Consider the following 15,430-nt stretch of genomic DNA (forward strand, 5'->3'; position numbering starts at 1 on the left):
CTCATGATGCCTAACTGCATGATTTTACGTTGCGAGGATCCGTCGTTTCACTGGGCTGCCAGCATAAAATCTATTTATTCAACAAAGCCTCCGAAACTCTGAAGTTGTCATGGCGAATCCAACGCATATTGCAGTCGCCATTTATTTTAATATGGATGTGGCTTATTTACCGTTTATCTCTTTGAGATGCTCAAACATGAAGGCGCAGGCAGCAATTGCCTATGCGGAAAAAGAAGGGATACCGGTTGTTCGTGATGTGAAGTTGGCAAGAAAACTTTATAGTAGCTACACTGCATATAGCTTTATTTCAATAAACGACGATGCGCTTATGGCTGTTATGGATATATTGATATTGCTGCGCCGTGTTGAGCTTGAAGAATTGGATGCATTTGAGGGGAATAATGATAATGATGAGTTTTATGGTAAGGTTTCTCAAGAATTGCCATTGGAAGATTCTGGAGGGGAATTATGTGATAAGAAACAATAGTACGTTTTTTTTGTACCCGTGCTTCATCAGGGAACAGTATGATAGTACTTGTATTCATTACTATCTGCATTCTCGGTGAATTGTCGTTGTATTAACATTTTTCCATTTTATAAATAATATTGAAGGTCCAAAATGAGCTTTAAAAAGGTAATGGATGCTAAAAATGAATTACGTGATGAGGTTGAGGAAACCTTGCTCAAAGATTATTCAGAGCAACTCATGGATGCCATTCATAATGGTGCAACGTTAAAAGATGTTCATGGCGTATCTAATGAAACAATGAGTGATGTTTATAAGCTTGCTTATGACTTTTACCATATGGGAAAGTTAGATGACGCTGAATCCCTTTTTCGCTTTTTATGTATCTACGATTTTTATAACCCAGAATATGCAATGGGGTTGGCTGCGGTTTATCAACTCAAAAAGAACTATTCGAAAGCCATTGATTTTTATGCATTATCATATTCGCTGTCAGAAAATGACTATCGGCCTATGCTCTACGCTGGGCAGTGCAACCTGATGCTTTGTCGCTCAGTTCAGGCGAGTAAGTGTTTTGATATTGTCACCGAAAAATGCAGCGACGTAAGTTTGACAGAGAAAGCACAGGCTTATTTGGCCGCCTTAAAAGACATGGATGCTAACGAAGAAAATGGATCTCAAAAAGAGGATGCTAACAGGGAGGAATAATGAACATAGCTATTGATGATTTTTCTGCGGCATTTGCATTCTCTGGCGGTGGTGACCTTGAAACTCATCGCACTGAATTAATAAAACAGAGCACAGCTATCAAGCGTTTTGGTGAGGCAGGGCTGAGTGAGCATCCGCAACGAGATTCTGTTCCAGTGGGCTTTGTTGAATAAACATATTTTATGCTGCACCCCCGGTGAAACGACAGATCCTCGCAACGCAAAATCATGCAGTTAGGCCTCATAAGAAAACTGTAAACCTGAGGTGACAAGCATTTTCTACCAAAACTGGCTTGGCAAAACAGCATGACTCACTATTATTCAACAAAGCCGTTCCAGTGGCGATGAAACTGTTACAGCCAGATCAGCTGGATGCCATTTTGCAAAATACCGCTAACGCATTGCAGGGAAACGCTGCTCAGATCCGGACACTACAAGATGCCAACAAACCGCAATTGGCATCCGAGCCTTTTGCTTTATCTCCATTGTCCCAAATCGCATCGGGCGTAGACAATCCTAAGGCTTCGCTGACTGCATCTGCCCGTATGACGAGCTTGTTAGGCAAAATAAATCAGCTGACAGGTGATGGAGTTATGCTCATTTCTGGTGTACGGGGTTTCGGGGAGGGGGGCGTATCCTGCTGATTGATTTCGTGGATGATTTCAACAATAGAGAGATGATACCTCATGAAAAAGTCTACCCTACAGGTCTCCGCAGAAGCAGATATAGCTAAACGACTTAATTTTGATTACATTATTTAAATGAGCTATTCAATTGATTTTAGACGTAAAGTGATATCTACATGGGAAGAAGAAGGGTTGAGTATCCGAGAAACAGCGAAGCAATTTCGGATTGGCCCTGCCTCTGTATCGCGTTGGATTCATCAAATAGCGTCAAAAGCATCGACCACGCGTCAGCGAAAGAGCGATAAATCCGAGTTGATAAAAGATGTTGAACCATATCCAGATGCTTACCAAAAAGAACGTGCAGAGCGTTTTGGCGTTTGTCAGAAGGCCATTTGGCAAGCTCTTAAAAAGCTGGGATTGACCTATAAAAAAACTCTACGTCATCCGAAAGCCGACGAAAGCGCCCGGCAAGCATTTCAACAAAAAAAACAACAGTATGAAAAAGAAGATAAACCTATTGTTTTTATTGATGAAAGTGGTTTTCCACACGATACCCCACGGACTCACGGCTATTCCCCAAAAGGTCAACGGTGTTTTGGCCTGAAGAACGGGGGAGCCAAGGGAAGAACAAATGTTATCGGCGCGTTATTAGGCACAACGCTGTTTGCTATCGGATTATTTGATATCAATATTAACAGCGATGTTTTCTATTCCTGGGTCACACAAGTCCTTATCCCAGTACTCCCTAAAAACAGGGTAATCGTGATGGACAATGCAACTTTTCACAAAAAACATAATATTCAACAAGTCATCATCGATGCAGGGTATATGGTGGAGTATTTGCCTACATATTCGCCAGATCTTAACCCCATTGAGCATAAATGGGCACAAGCAAAAAACAAAAAAAGAGAGAGTGGTTGCGATACAGAGATTTTGTTCTCAGTCCATATGATGTAATCAAAATTAAGTCGCTTGGCTATATCAGGGGCTTGTGGATCTAATAACAACAAATGTTGTTCCATATCCGCCAGTAATTCATCTGCTTCATCAAAAAAGTTTGATAAAAAGCACTCATGTCCATTCTCACGTGATCACCTCTGCTGCGAATCGTGGCTTATTGATGAAGGTGTTGCCTGGCTGTCCAGAGCGGCTGGCAACGCGGTGGTTGGTTGCTGGCGCCATGAAGCAGGTACTCCATTCCCTGTCTGCGGCGATGCTGCACCACCGCTATTATTTGTATTGGTATTACTGATACTGCTTACGTTGCTGTTATTGGTGGTGCTGTTGTTATTGATTGTGGTACTGCTCGAACTGTTGCTGCTGCTACCGGAAGGCGCACTGTTCGTTGGCCCCACGCCAGTGGCGCCCCCCGAGACCGGCACATTGCTTGCACCGTTATAGCCAACCGACTTAAAAATGATTACAGCCAATGCCCTGATATGTGGCAAAAAAATACAGCTAATTGTTATCAAAATAATGTCGCTTGGCTATATTGCTATTGTCGGCAACAGGCTCGTCGGGTTTAGTGTTCTCGGCAGGCAAATTTTGCAAAGTTTCCGCTTTGTCGATATCAATCGCGCGGCTTTCGCTGTTTTCTTGCTCAATGGCTCGCTGCGCATCATGGTTAAGCACCATCAAGCTGATCCGGCGGTTGATGGCGTCATTTTTGTTCGCGGCCTGTTTTAGACTCATGGTATCTGCCATGCCTACCACGCGCAGAACCTTGCCATCAGACAGACCGCCCGAAATCAGCTCACGCCGGGAGGCATTTGCGCGATCCGCAGACAGCTCCCAGTTACTGTAGCCACGCTGCCCTTGGGCGTACTGTACGTCATCAGTATGACCTGAAAGGCTGATCTTATTGGGGATATCATTAAGAATGGGGGCTATCGCACGCAGGATATGGCTCATATAGGGCTCAACCTGCGCACTGCCGGTTTTGAACATGGGCCGGTTTTGGCTATCAATGATCTGGATACGTAACCCTTCATCGACCATTTCAATCAGCAAATGCGGACGTAACTCTCTGAGGCGCGGGTCAGATTCGATCAGCTGTTCCAGTTGCTCGCGCAATTTGTTCAAGCGGATGTCATCGAGTCTGTCACGCTGATTGGCTTCAGGAGGCATCTCAGGTTCACGCTTGACGACACCTTCCTGCTGAGTGTAATCATTGCCACCGCCGGGAATCGGGCTACTGTCTTCACTGACGCGAGAGCCCGACGTTAACGCGACTTTGAGCGGAGTCCGAAAATATTCGGCAATCTGCGTCAATTGTGATGGGCTGGCGATGGCGATAAGCCACATTACCAAAAATAGCGCCATCATAGCGGTCACAAAGTCAGCATAAGCGATTTTCCATGAGCCGCCATGGTGCGCCGCGTGGCTAGACTTCCTTTTCTTGCGTATTATCGGATTCTGATGTTTCATTAGCCACTTTTTTCCGCAGCCTGCTGAGCCGGTGCTTTCACACGACGAATATGTTCTTCCATCTCAGTGAAGGTCGGACGGACTGTGGAGTACAGCGTTTTACGCCCAAACTCAACGGCAATCTGCGGCGCATAACCGTTCAAGCTGGAGAGTAGCGTCACCTTGATGCATTGCAGAACTTTTACCTTTTCTGAATTCTTTTGACGCAGCAGTGATGCCAGTGGCGAAACAAAGCCGTATGCCAGCAAGATCCCCAAGAACGTCCCCACCATGGCATGCGCAATCATCATCCCCAGTTCAGCAGCAGGACGATCGATGTAGGACAAGGAGTGCACTACCCCCATAACCGCCGCAACGATACCAAACGCAGGAAGTCCATCCCCCATCAGGTTCAGACTCATTGCCGGCACTTCGAGCTCGTGCTCTAGCGTTTCGATTTCTTCGTCCATTAGCGTTTCGATTTCGAACGCATTCATGTTGCCGCTGATCATCAGGCGCATATAGTCGGTGATGAATTCAATGACGTGACTGTCGGTGATCACACGAGGGTAGCTGGAGAAAATCTCGCTCTCACGCGGACTGTCGATATCACCTTCCAGAGAAAGCATCCCCTGCTGACGCGATTTCGCCATCAGACGAAACAACAGCGCCATCAGATCCATATAGAGATCCCCGCTATATTTGGATCCTTTGAACAATTGAGGGAAGGCGCGAACCGTACCTTTAATGGCTTTGGCGTTGTTACCGATGATAAACGCGCCCAGCGCCGAACCACCGATAATCAGTAGTTCCGAGGGCTGATACAGCGCGCCCAGCGACCCGCCAACCATGAGGTAACCACCCAGTATCGAACCTATTATTACGAGATAACCCAATATAACAAGCACAAGAATTCCTTATAACAAATCGCGGGGGGAAGCTGAGGTAAGACATTCGTCGAGCAAGAATTTCTTGAGGAGGGATGTACTCAGCCCGAAACAACACGGGCTGAGACAGACTCACAACCGCCACCAGGCTCAGACAGCATGCTTTACCGGTTCATCCAGTAGTTGCGGTAGTATATCGGCAAGATTCGGTGAAAGTTTACGTCTTTTTACCGCTCTGGAGGGGGGCTGACACAAGCTGCAAACAAAACTGTTTTTCGGCAGATGAGCATGCGTAATAAACATCCCGTTGCAACAATTGCACGACGACAACTGTAACATACCGCTATCCACGAAACGCACCAATGTCCAGGCGCGGGTCAAGGCAAGTAACGGCGTATCATTGTTGGGTGCGCACTGTTCAAGATAAAGACGGTAGGCTTTGATAACGGCTTCAACGCCATTACAACGACTGGTCTTTAACAAAAAAGCGTACGCATTATAAAACATGGAAGAATGAATATTCTGTTCCCAAGTCATGAACCAGTCCGTGGAAAAGGGTAACATTCCTTTTGGAGGTGGGCTCCCCCGAAGCTCTTTATAAAGTTTAATTAAACGCCCACGACTTAATTGTGTTTCACTTTCCAACATCTGCAATCGAGCACCCAGAGAGATCAATTCCATCGCTAACTGGATGTCTTTTGCTTCCTGAACAATACTCTTTTCCGTCATTATTATGCCCTTTTCTTAGGCAAATTATCTTCTTTCGAAGATAACTGGTTTAATAAGTGACTCGACAGCAAAATTCCAGTATGGATTTGTTGTAAATCATCCACGCGGGATTCTTGTGTTAATAACTTGATCGTGTTGTGATCGTCAAAGCGAAAATGACAAATCAGTTGATTGGTTTCCGCCAGTTTCACCATCTGAGGCAGTGTAAGCTGCATCAGAGTATCTGCCATGGTTTCATCAATACTTAAACGGAACATTGCAGAAGCTTTTTCGTCGTTGATTAAACGTTGTGCCAGTAACAGATAAGACAGATTTATGTCATAAATGTGCTTGAGTAATTCAGAGGTACCCATATTTCCCATCTCGACAGGCTATGTTCAAAGCATAAGTTGGGGGATAGAGGCTATCGCCCGGTTAAAAATCACTCGCCATTGATGGCATGAAAGCATTCGGTGCCAGAGACTATCTTTTGTTACTTTACTTTCTTATTACGACAATCACATGCTACAGCCAACTTCTTTTGCTGCCCAACTCGCTTATCCATTTACCCCGTATGACAACCTAAATCACTGTATCAGGAAGAATAGGATTATTCCTAAATCCTCGCAACTGTACCGCCTAATCCCTCAAACACACAACGCGACCAGAGAATTATTTTAGTAAATACGTGATCAGTATCACACAATTTAAAGATATTATCACGAAAAGCCGGGTGGTAAGAACTCTTACCAGATCGTTTATTGCCCATCTTTTTCACAAGTAGCATTTCACTTCACTAGGCTGTGTCCCTTAATTGCGTAACCGGCGGTAAAACAAGCGGATGCAGCCCAGTTTCACCATTGCTAGATAGTTTCTTGCCATTTTTTCATAACGTGTGGCGATCCGTCGATATTCCTTTAAACGGCCAAAACACCTTTTCACAACGTTGCGACGGCGATAAGCATCACGATCAAGTTGCGAGCCTCCATCTGAAGCCAGTTTTTCATTTGATTTTCAGGGAATAACCGTTTTTATCCCTCTTTTTTCAAGTCGTTACGTAGTGTATTCCCAGAGTAGGCTTTGTCAGCCAGTACTGCATGGCCACGATGCTTCATGCTGCCGTTCTGGCGTTGCACGCCAATTCCCTCCAGGAGTCGTAACGCAAACAGGCTTTTGTGACCCTGCCCAGCACTCAGTACGATGTTTAGCAGGATGCCGCTTCCGTCAGTCGCCATGTGGATTTTGGTGCCATAACCACCTCGTGAGCGACCCAGGATATTATCGTTGGTAATATCGAGATGTTTTTTTGAGCGCCAGCTGCACATTTGAGCGCACGGATATTACTGCCATCCAGCGCAGTGGCTGACCAGTCAACAAGTCCATGAGCATCAAGAAATGAAAGTAACTTATTGAAAATAAAGTTAATGATTCCAAGCTTTGAGCATCTATTGAAACGGTTATAAACGGTTTTCCATGGGCCGTAACGTTCAGGTAAATCACGCCATGGTGCGCCTGAACACAGTATCCAGAACATGCCGTTGAAGATTTTTCGATGTTCTGCCCACGGCCGGCACGCGGAGATGTCAAAACGGTTGGCAACAGGGGCTCAATGATTGCCCATGCTTCATCAGAAAGATCGTAGCGAGCCATAATCAAAAGTGTCGTAGAAACAGATGGATACTATAGCTCAAGCAATTAAGGGACACAGCCTAATATCCGTGTCCATGGCTTTCAGGAGATCTCCCGTCGTTGCGTAATCTTTTTGCAATGAGTCGAGATAGTAGTTGGCTGTCATACCAACAGCACAACCGGCAGCACCACCAATAGCTGCGCCGATCAAAGCATCTTTACTATTGCCTTTTAGGGAGCCAGCGGCTTTGTTGAATAAATAGATTTTATGCTGGCAGCCCAGCGAAACGACGGATCCTCGCAACGTAAAATCATGCAGTTAGGCCTCATGAGAAAAGTGTACACCTGAGATGACAAGCATTTTCTACCAAAACTGGCATGGAAAAACAGCATGATTACCTATTATTCAACAAAGCCGGAGCCAGCCAGAGCGCCAAGACCAGCCCCAGCCAGAGCATCGAGAGCACAGCCTTGTGCGCCCGAAGCGCTAAAGAATTTGGATTGCTCAGCACTTGTTAATCGCGCATCTGGTTTGGTGCCTGCTAACAGAGAACTTCCCGTGTTGGCACAACCGCTAAGAACCAGCGTTGTGGATACAAGAAGGCAAGCTGCACTACGACTAATAATATTCATCTGTGTTTCCTCCTTAAATAATCAAATAGAGCAAGCGAAGAAAGGAGCGTACCGTCATAAATTTCATTTGCGCGAAGATTTATCTAATGAGGAACGGCTTTATTTGGACGCTTTTATAAAGGCCAATTTTTCGTCGTCACAGAATAAATCACTCCAAATTGAGATCTTTTAATAATTTCATTTGTTTTTCACAGATCTCAATATTTTAGTTCTGGTCGTTTTTTTTCACACTTAAGATTCATGTATAAATGTGTTAGGAATTTATACATTGTTTCATGAACGATTGTCACCAGATTTGATCGCTATCATTTATAGCCAAGCAACATTGTTTTGATAACAATTAGCTGTATTTTTTGCCACATATCAGGGCATTAGCTGTAATCATTTTTAAGTCGGTTGGCTATACCATCAGCAGACTGAAACAGCAATGAATTGAAGAGCACAGGGGCTTTGTTGAATAAATAGAACTTTTGGGTAATCATCGGAGCAGATCAACACAGTTGTTTCAAAATCAGCTCTCCATGGCAAAACAAAATTTTAAAATCACCAACTGGCCCTCTTATAACAAGGCCCTCAAGCAGCGCGCTTCTCTAACCGTATGGCTAGATGAATCAGCCATTGCTGCATGGACGGAAAAAAACACTACTGAACGGCGTGGACGACCGCTCCACTACTCAGATATGACCATCACCACAGTCCTGATGATGAAACGCGTGTTTGGCCTTTCATTGAGGGCTTTACAGGGCTTTGGTGACTCGATTTTTAAACTGATTAAATTGCCGCTCCATTGTCCAGACTATTCGCTGCTCAGCAAGCGAGCAAAGACAGTGAACATCAGCATAAAAACGCCAACCCGTGGTGAAATCTCACATCTGGTCATTGATGGAACCAGCCTGAAGATCTTTGGCGAAGGCGAATGGAAAGTCCGGCAGCATGGTGCCGACAGACGCAGGGTATGGCGTAAGCTGCACCTGGCAGTAGACAGTGTGACGCATGAGATTATCTGTGCGGATTTGTCGCTCAGTGGTACGACTGATGCCCAAGCTCTACCAGCGCTGATAAACCAGACCCACCGGAAAATCAGAGAGGCATCGGCTGACGGCGCTTAGGATACAGTTTACTGCTATGATGCTCTGCTGAGGAAGAAAATAAGGCCGCTTATCCCACCACGAAGGGGGGCGCAATATTGGCAAGATCGCTACCACGAGCGTAACCCCGCTGTTGCAAATCAGCGCATTAGCGGTAGTAACGATATCTGGAAAAAGAAAGTGGGCTATCACCGGCGCTCAGTGGCTGAAACGGCCATGTTCCGGTTCAAAAGGCTTCTGGGTGGTCATCTAAGTCTGAGAGACTACGATGCTCAGGTGGGTGAAGCCATGACCATGGTCAAAGCGCTTAACCTGATCACGCTATTAGGAATGCCGAACAGTATTCGCATCACGTAGCAATCGACCCGTATGGGGCGCAGTCGTTACAAGTTCTGATTTATTCAACAAAGCCTCTATTTGATTAATCCAACGCGATACAGAGGCAGGGCCAATCCGAAATTGCTTCGCTGTTTCTCGGATACTCAACTCTTCTTCTTCCCGTGTAGATATCACTTTACGTCTAAAATCAATTGAATAGTTCATTTAAATAATGCAATCAAAATTAAGTCGTTTATCTATAAAGGAGCCACCGAAAAAAATCGCTGGCTCAGTGAGTTAACAGATTACTTTCTGGTTTTTCGACGACAGATATAGCCAAGCGACATTATTTTGATAACAATTAGCTGTATTTTTTGGGCACATATCAGGGCATTGGCTGTAATCATTTTTAAGTCGGTTGACTATAATTGATGACATGAACGGCATATCGGCCTGCTGATTAACCTGACATAAAAAATGGCTCTATGAAGCCGAGGCCTTTTTAAGGTTCGGCAGGTGCGGAACTCATCGTGGCGCGGGCATTAATGCCCACCAGACGCCGAATAGATTTACGCAAGCCCATCATAAATCAAAATCTATGTTGCAAAAACGGGGGTGACCATAGATTTTATGGCGCAGGTTCACGGGTATGATTCCGGTGCGATGACAGATCAAATGCCTGTGCGGCGTGTCGCTACCGGCAAGGTTATTGCAAAATGTAAAGTTATGTCGTTTTAGCGATAGGAAGATTAAGAATGCTTGAAAACGGCGTGATAACCCCTACCATCGTGTTGTGAGTGATGTTAATCCCTTTAGAGAGGAAATCAGACTGTTATGATGCGTATTGCGCTTTTCCTGATCACCAACCTGGCGGTGATGTTGGTATTTGGGCTGGTTCTCAGCCTGACGGGAATTCGGTCCAGCAGTGTCCAGGGGCTTATGATCATGGCTGGCCTGTTTGGCTTTGGTGGTGCGTTCGTTTCACTGCTGATGTCCAAATGGATGGCGCTACGCTCGGTGGGCGGTGAAGTGATTGAACAACCGCGTAATGAAACCGAGCGTTGGTTGCTTGAAACCGTGCGGGTACAATCGCAGCAGGCTGGCATTGCGATGCCGCAGGTCGCTATTTATCACGCCCCCGATATCAACGCCTTCGCGACGGGGGCACGACGTGATGCGTCGCTGGTGGCGGTGAGCACCGGTTTGCTGCAAAACATGAGCAGTGATGAAGCCGAGGCGGTTATTGCCCACGAAATTAGCCACGTGGCTAACGGCGATATGGTTACCATGACGCTGATTCAAGGCATAGTGAACACCTTTATTATCCTTATCTCGCGCCTGATCGCGCAGGTGGCATCCGCTTTCCTTTCTGGCAATCGCGACGATGCTGAAAGCAGTAACGGTAACCCGCTGGTCTATTTTGCGGTGGCAACGCTGCTGGAGTTGGTGTTTGGCATTCTGGCGAGCATCATTACCATGTGGTTCTCGCGCTACCGCGAGTTCCATGCGGATGCGGGATCGGCGAAACTGGTGGGCCGTGAAAAGATGATTGCCGCGTTGCAGCGTTTGAAAACCAGCTATGAACCGCAGGAAGAAGGCAGCATGATGGCGTTTTGTATCAACGGTAAATCAAAATCTTTCAGCGAGTTATTTATGTCGCACCCGCCGTTGGATAAGCGCATTGAAGCGCTGCGCAGCGGTGCTTATCTGAAATAAAACTTCCACAAAAACAAAGCATTCCACAACAGGGAGTCCATTACGGGCTCCCTGTCTGCAATAACCTGTTATCTTCTATACCTCTGGAGTTATTAGCGAATCTGGTGTATGGCGATCAGGCTACGTTCCGCTCTGATGCTTCGTGGATCTGTTCTCCATCCTTAAATTGGACGTTGCTTACAACCAGGGTCAGCAGGTCAAATCCTCTTAGTTGATTCCAGCTTTTCTGAGCAGACTGGAGCAGCTTAAATACCATTGACAGGGTTGTTTCTCTCGAACCACCGTTCTTCGCGCCTCTGCTTCGTAGCCTCACAGTCGCAAAAGCCGATTCAATCGGATTTGTCGTTCTTATTGACGCCCAGTGCTCTGACGGGAAGTCGTAGAATGCCAGCAGTTCTTCTCGAGCTTTCTCCAGCTTCTTCATCGCTGCAGGATACTTCGCTGAAAACCTTGCCAACAAAACATCAAAGGCTTCATTAGCGGCATCGCGGCTCTCTGCTAGCCAAACCTCCCGCAGCTCAGCCTTAACTTTCGGTTGCATGGCTTTGGGGAGTGAAGCCAACACATTAGCGGTTTTGTGCACCCAACAGCGTTGGTGCTGCGTGTCCGGGAATATCTTTGCCATTGCATTCCAAAAACCAAGGGCACCGTCTCCCGTAGCCAGCTTGGGAGATACAGTTAGGCCACGTGCTCGCAGGCCATTAAGAAGTTCGGCCCAGTTTGCTTCTGACTCTCGATAACCATCTTCGACCGCAACCAGCTCCTTACGTCCATGTTCAGTGACGCCGATAATGACCAGCAGGCAAAGGCAATCATCTTGCCTGACATGGCTGTATATGCCATCGACCCAAAAATAAACGTAGCGCGTATCGCTTAAATCACGCAGGCACCATTGCCTGTGCTCTTCAAGCCACTGCTGTTTCAGTCTGCTGATGGTACTGGCAGAGAGGCCATTAGCTTTTTCACCGAGAAGCGCCCTCAGGGCTTCATGAAAATCACCGGTGGATATGCCTCGCAGGTACAGCCATGGTAGCAACTCTTCGACGCTTTTTGCACGTTTCAGATAAGGCGGCAACAACGCGCTGTTGAAGCATATTCCGTTGCCGCTGCGCTCCCTGACCTTAGGCACTTTAATTTCAACATCCCCAATACCCGTCTGTATGGTTCGCGGGGGCAAATAGCCGTTACGAACGACAGTATGACGCCCGTCGTCAAGGCGGCGTTCAGCATGTTGTTGCAGAATGGCTTCGAGCTCAACGTCAACGGCGGCAGCTATCAGCTGCCTGGCAGCATTACGAATGAGTTCATGCAAGGGATCACCGGCAATATCTGGTTCTGCGGAGACCTGTAGTATAGCCAAGCGACTTAATTTTGATTGCACCATATGGACTGAGAACAAAATCTCTGTATCGCAACCATTCTCTCTTTTTTTTGCTTTTTGCTTGTGCCCATTTATGTAGGCAAATACTCCACCATATACCCTGCATCGATGATGACTTGTTGAATATTATGTTTTTTGTGAAAAGTTGCATTGTCCATCACGATTACCCTGTTTTTAGGGAGTACTGGGATAAGGACTTGTGTGACCCAGGAATAGAAAACATCGCTGTTAATATTGATATCAAATAATCCGATAGCAAACAGCGTTGTGCCTAATAAAGCGCCGATAACATTTGTTCTTCCCTTGGCTCCCCCGTTCTTCAGGCCAAAACACCGTTGACCTTTTGGGGAATAGCCGTGAGTCCGTGGGGTATCGTGTGGAAAACCACTTTCATCAATAAAAACAATAGGTTTGCCTTCTTTTTCATGCTGTTGTATTTTTTGTTGAAATGCTTGCCGGGCGCTTTCGTCGGCTTTCGGATGACGTAGAGTTTTTTTATAGGTCAATCCCAGCTTTTTAAGAGCTTGCCAAATGGCCTTCTGACAAACGCCAAAACGCTCTGCACGTTCTTTTTGGTAAGCATCTGGATATGGTTCAACATCTTTTATCAACTCGGATTTATCGCTCTTTCTCTGACGCGTGGTCGATGCTTTTGACGCTATTTGATTAATCCAACGCGATACAGAGGCAGGGCCAATCCGAAATTGCTTCGCTGTTTCTCGGATACTCAACCCTTCTTCTTCCCGTGTAGATATCACTTTACGTCTAAAATCAATTGAATAGCTCATTTAAATAATGTAATCAAAATTAAGTCGTCTAGCTATATGACCGTTACGAATAGGATTAGCGGCGATCGCCCAACAGCACAGATTCCAGCGCAATGGTGACCATGTCGTTAAACGCGGTTTGGCGTTCGTGCGACGTGGTCTGTTCACCGGTGCGAATATGGTCAGAGACGGTGCAAATAGCCAACGCTTTGGCACCAAACTCAGCAGCGACTCCATAAATCCCCGCCGCTTCCATTTCTACGCCAAGAATGCCGTATTTTTCCATCACGCCGAACATCTGCGGGTCTGACGTGTAGAACAGATCAGCAGAGAACAGGTTACCCACCCGAACGGTGATGCCTTTATCCTGAGCTGCGTCAACCGCATTACGCACCAGATCGAAATCGGCAATAGCGGCAAAGTCATGATCTTTAAAGCGCAGACGATTTACTTTTGAATCCGTACACGCGCCCATGCCAATCACCACATCATACAACTTCACATCCTCGCGCACCGCACCGCAGGAGCCAACACGAATGATGGTTTTCACATCGTATTCCGTGATCAGTTCTTTGGTATAGATAGAGCAGGACGGAATACCCATACCGTGCCCCATCACCGAAATCGCGCGCCCTTTGTAGTTGCCGGTATAACCCAGCATGCCGCGCACATTGTTGACTTCACGGGCATTTTCCAAAAAGGTTTCGGCAATGTACTTCGCGCGCAGCGGATCGCCCGGCATCAGTACAACATCGGCAAAATCCCCTTTTTCCGCATTGATATGTGGCGTTGCCATTCTTTGATTCCTTATAGAGTACGTCGAGTGAATTCAGTAAATACCAGCGATCACAGCATCGAGGTGCCGTAGTCCATATCTGACACGCCAAAATAGTGCGCCACCGTTTGACCGACATCAGCAAACGTGGTGCGGTGCCCGCGTGAACCCGGCGTTACCGTCGGCCCGTAGATCAATACCGGCACATGTTCACGAGTATGATCGGTGCCCGGCCAGGTAGGATCGCAACCGTGATCGGCTGTCAGAATCAGAATATCGCCCTGTTTAACCCGCGCCAGCATTTCCGGCAAGCGGCGATCGAACAGTTCCAATGCCGCTGCATAGCCAGCAACATCACGTCGGTGAGCATAGGAAGAGTCAAAATCAACGAAATTGGTAAACACAATGGTATCGTCGCCTGCGGCATCCATCTCTTTCAACGTGGCATCAAACAACGCATCAATACCGGTCGCTTTGACCTTCTTGGTGATCCCCACTTGGGCATAGATATCGGCAATCTTGCCAACGGAAACCACTTGCCCGCCTTTTTCATCCACCAGTTTTTTCAGTACGGTAGGCGCAGGGGGTTCAACGGCCAAATCGTGACGGTTACCGGTGCGCTGGAAGTTTTCTGGCTTGTCGCCAATAAAAGGGCGAGCGATAACACGCCCAATGTTGTAGCCCCCTTCGGTGAGCGCCTCGCGCGCGATTTCGCACAGTTCATACAACCGGTCCAGCCCGAAGGTCTCTTCGTGACAGGCGATTTGGAACACCGAGTCAGCAGAGGTATAGAAAATCGGTTTCCCGGTTTTCATGTGCTCTTCACCCAGTTGCTCGAGGATAACGGTGCCGGATGAGTGACAATTACCCAGATATCCAGGCAAATTGGCGCGTTCCACCAACAAATCCAGCAATGCCTGTGGGAAGCTGTTTTCCTGATCGCTGAAATAGCCCCAATCGAACAGCACCGGCACTCCTGCCAGTTCCCAATGGCCCGACGGCGTGTCTTTACCGGAGGAGATTTCACTGGCATGCGCATACGCACCGATGATGTCTGCCTTAGCATCCAATCCCGCAGGGAAATGCGCAGTAGAGGCTTCCGCAGCCTTGCCCAACCCCAAACGGGTTAAGTTCGGCAGATGGAGTGGCCCGGTACGACCTTGATTGGCTTTGCCCTCGGCGCAGGCTTGCGCAATGTGACCAAGGGTATCGGAACCGGCATCGCCAAAACGCGCCGCATCTGCGCTGCTACCGATGCCGAATGAATCCAGAACCATAATAAATGCACGTTTCATTGTTTTCTCTCATCTTTCGTAAGCGACG

At 47.0% G+C, this 15,430-nt stretch carries 18 protein-coding genes and 3 pseudogenes; 8 read left to right on the plus strand and 13 right to left on the minus strand.

The features are described 5' to 3' along the window. Positions 1-85: 85 nt before the first annotated feature. The 5 genes and pseudogenes from ACD630_RS23835 to ACD630_RS23855 all read left to right on the plus strand — a co-directional run. Positions 86-487: pseudogene (locus ACD630_RS23835) on the plus strand (EscU/YscU/HrcU family type III secretion system export apparatus switch protein); the annotation flags it as partial. A gap of 132 nt (positions 488-619) precedes the next feature. Continuing rightward, on the plus strand, positions 620-1,174 hold the full coding sequence (gene sicA / locus ACD630_RS23840; protein ID WP_430360870.1) for a type III secretion system translocator chaperone SicA: 555 nt from the start codon (positions 620-622) through the stop codon (positions 1,172-1,174). Next, positions 1,174-1,347 (plus strand): hypothetical protein, encoded by a 174-nt coding sequence (locus ACD630_RS23845; protein ID WP_430360871.1) that lies wholly within the window; start codon positions 1,174-1,176, stop codon positions 1,345-1,347. Before sicA ends, ACD630_RS23845 begins: the two co-directional genes overlap by 1 nt. Before the next feature lie 119 nt (positions 1,348-1,466). Then, positions 1,467-1,817, plus strand: a complete 351-nt coding sequence (locus ACD630_RS23850) for a hypothetical protein (protein WP_430360872.1) — start codon at positions 1,467-1,469, stop codon at positions 1,815-1,817. A gap of 117 nt (positions 1,818-1,934) precedes the next feature. Continuing rightward, positions 1,935-2,756, plus strand: a complete 822-nt coding sequence (locus ACD630_RS23855; RefSeq protein ID WP_430360873.1) for an IS630 family transposase — start codon at positions 1,935-1,937, stop codon at positions 2,754-2,756. Between the two features lie 134 nt (positions 2,757-2,890). Here ACD630_RS23855 and ACD630_RS23860 read toward each other — a convergent pair whose 3' ends face one another. From ACD630_RS23860 to ACD630_RS23890, 7 genes and pseudogenes are all read right to left on the minus strand, one after another. Beyond that, positions 2,891-3,271, minus strand: coding sequence for a hypothetical protein (locus ACD630_RS23860; protein ID WP_430360874.1), 381 nt, complete (start codon positions 3,269-3,271; stop codon positions 2,891-2,893). Next, a complete protein-coding gene (motB, locus tag ACD630_RS23865) occupies positions 3,258-4,226 on the minus strand; it encodes a flagellar motor protein MotB (RefSeq protein WP_430360875.1) in 969 nt (322 codons plus the stop codon). Before motB ends, ACD630_RS23860 begins: the two co-directional genes overlap by 14 nt. Beyond that, positions 4,226-5,113 (minus strand): flagellar motor stator protein MotA, encoded by an 888-nt coding sequence (gene motA, locus ACD630_RS23870; RefSeq protein ID WP_430360876.1) that lies wholly within the window; start codon positions 5,111-5,113, stop codon positions 4,226-4,228. Before motA ends, motB begins: the two co-directional genes overlap by 1 nt. A gap of 129 nt (positions 5,114-5,242) precedes the next feature. Further along, the gene (flhC, locus tag ACD630_RS23875; RefSeq protein ID WP_430360877.1) at positions 5,243-5,821 is read right to left on the minus strand and encodes a flagellar transcriptional regulator FlhC; all 579 of its coding nucleotides are present in this window, start codon (positions 5,819-5,821) and stop codon (positions 5,243-5,245) included. Between the two features lie 2 nt (positions 5,822-5,823). Then, on the minus strand, positions 5,824-6,174 hold the full coding sequence (gene flhD / locus ACD630_RS23880) for a flagellar transcriptional regulator FlhD (protein WP_430360878.1): 351 nt from the start codon (positions 6,172-6,174) through the stop codon (positions 5,824-5,826). A 436-nt stretch (positions 6,175-6,610) separates the two neighbouring features. After that, positions 6,611-7,450: pseudogene (locus tag ACD630_RS23885) on the minus strand (IS5 family transposase). Between the two features lie 37 nt (positions 7,451-7,487). Then, entirely contained in the window at positions 7,488-7,733 is a 246-nt protein-coding gene (locus ACD630_RS23890) for a hypothetical protein (protein ID WP_430360879.1), read from the minus strand. 87 nt (positions 7,734-7,820) lie between these two features. Here ACD630_RS23890 and ACD630_RS23895 point away from each other — a divergent pair, with 87 nt between their 5' ends. Together ACD630_RS23895 and ACD630_RS23900 are read left to right on the plus strand one after the other, a co-directional pair. Next, a complete protein-coding gene (locus ACD630_RS23895; RefSeq protein WP_430360880.1) occupies positions 7,821-8,234 on the plus strand; it encodes a hypothetical protein in 414 nt (137 codons plus the stop codon). Between the two features lie 349 nt (positions 8,235-8,583). After that, positions 8,584-9,507: pseudogene (locus ACD630_RS23900) on the plus strand (IS5 family transposase). On the opposite strand, the gene ACD630_RS23905 reads toward ACD630_RS23900, so the two are convergent. Then, a complete protein-coding gene (locus tag ACD630_RS23905) occupies positions 9,475-9,693 on the minus strand; it encodes an IS630 transposase-related protein (protein ID WP_430360881.1) in 219 nt (72 codons plus the stop codon). The pseudogene ACD630_RS23900 and the gene ACD630_RS23905 sit on opposite strands and share 33 nt — an antisense overlap. Positions 9,694-10,302: 609 nt before the next feature. On the opposite strand from ACD630_RS23905, the gene htpX reads away from it, so the two are divergent. Continuing rightward, positions 10,303-11,184, plus strand: a complete 882-nt coding sequence (gene htpX, locus ACD630_RS23910) for a protease HtpX (protein WP_430360882.1) — start codon at positions 10,303-10,305, stop codon at positions 11,182-11,184. 115 nt (positions 11,185-11,299) lie between these two features. Here htpX and ACD630_RS23915 read toward each other — a convergent pair whose 3' ends face one another. From ACD630_RS23915 to deoB, 5 genes are read right to left on the minus strand one after another with little or no spacing between them, the layout of a single operon-like run. Beyond that, positions 11,300-12,544, minus strand: coding sequence for an IS256 family transposase (locus ACD630_RS23915; RefSeq protein WP_430360883.1), 1,245 nt, complete (start codon positions 12,542-12,544; stop codon positions 11,300-11,302). Next, entirely contained in the window at positions 12,501-12,671 is a 171-nt protein-coding gene (locus ACD630_RS23920) for a hypothetical protein (RefSeq protein ID WP_430360884.1), read from the minus strand. Before ACD630_RS23920 ends, ACD630_RS23915 begins: the two co-directional genes overlap by 44 nt. Next, entirely contained in the window at positions 12,637-13,353 is a 717-nt protein-coding gene (locus tag ACD630_RS23925; RefSeq protein ID WP_430360885.1) for an IS630 family transposase, read from the minus strand. The genes ACD630_RS23920 and ACD630_RS23925 overlap by 35 nt, the downstream gene beginning before the upstream one ends. 55 nt (positions 13,354-13,408) lie before the next feature. Further along, positions 13,409-14,128: a purine-nucleoside phosphorylase gene (deoD, locus tag ACD630_RS23930; protein WP_430360886.1), complete on the minus strand. Its 720-nt coding sequence runs from the start codon at positions 14,126-14,128 to the stop codon at positions 13,409-13,411. A gap of 50 nt (positions 14,129-14,178) precedes the next feature. Continuing rightward, positions 14,179-15,402, minus strand: coding sequence for a phosphopentomutase (deoB, locus tag ACD630_RS23935; protein ID WP_430360887.1), 1,224 nt, complete (start codon positions 15,400-15,402; stop codon positions 14,179-14,181). Positions 15,403-15,430 lie beyond the last annotated feature (28 nt).

This window comes from Symbiopectobacterium sp. RP (genome assembly GCF_050472005.1).
Taxonomy (GTDB): domain Bacteria; phylum Pseudomonadota; class Gammaproteobacteria; order Enterobacterales; family Enterobacteriaceae; genus Symbiopectobacterium.

Coding starts and splice junctions, on each gene's coding strand:
- deoB (WP_430360887.1), bottom strand. CDS start 15,402: ATGAAACGTGCATTTATTATGGTTCTGGATTCATTCGGCATCGGTAGC.
- ACD630_RS23920 (WP_430360884.1), bottom strand. CDS start 12,671: ATGCAGGGTATATGGTGGAGTATTTGCCTACATAAATGGGCACAAGCA.
- sicA (WP_430360870.1), top strand. CDS start 620: ATGAGCTTTAAAAAGGTAATGGATGCTAAAAATGAATTACGTGATGAG.
- ACD630_RS23925 (WP_430360885.1), bottom strand. CDS start 13,353: ATGAGCTATTCAATTGATTTTAGACGTAAAGTGATATCTACACGGGAA.
- ACD630_RS23895 (WP_430360880.1), top strand. CDS start 7,821: ATGATTACCTATTATTCAACAAAGCCGGAGCCAGCCAGAGCGCCAAGA.
- ACD630_RS23905 (WP_430360881.1), bottom strand. CDS start 9,693: ATGAACTATTCAATTGATTTTAGACGTAAAGTGATATCTACACGGGAA.
- flhC (WP_430360877.1), bottom strand. CDS start 5,821: ATGACGGAAAAGAGTATTGTTCAGGAAGCAAAAGACATCCAGTTAGCG.
- flhD (WP_430360878.1), bottom strand. CDS start 6,174: ATGGGTACCTCTGAATTACTCAAGCACATTTATGACATAAATCTGTCT.
- ACD630_RS23855 (WP_430360873.1), top strand. CDS start 1,935: ATGAGCTATTCAATTGATTTTAGACGTAAAGTGATATCTACATGGGAA.
- motB (WP_430360875.1), bottom strand. CDS start 4,226: ATGAAACATCAGAATCCGATAATACGCAAGAAAAGGAAGTCTAGCCAC.
- ACD630_RS23845 (WP_430360871.1), top strand. CDS start 1,174: ATGAACATAGCTATTGATGATTTTTCTGCGGCATTTGCATTCTCTGGC.
- htpX (WP_430360882.1), top strand. CDS start 10,303: ATGATGCGTATTGCGCTTTTCCTGATCACCAACCTGGCGGTGATGTTG.
- deoD (WP_430360886.1), bottom strand. CDS start 14,128: ATGGCAACGCCACATATCAATGCGGAAAAAGGGGATTTTGCCGATGTT.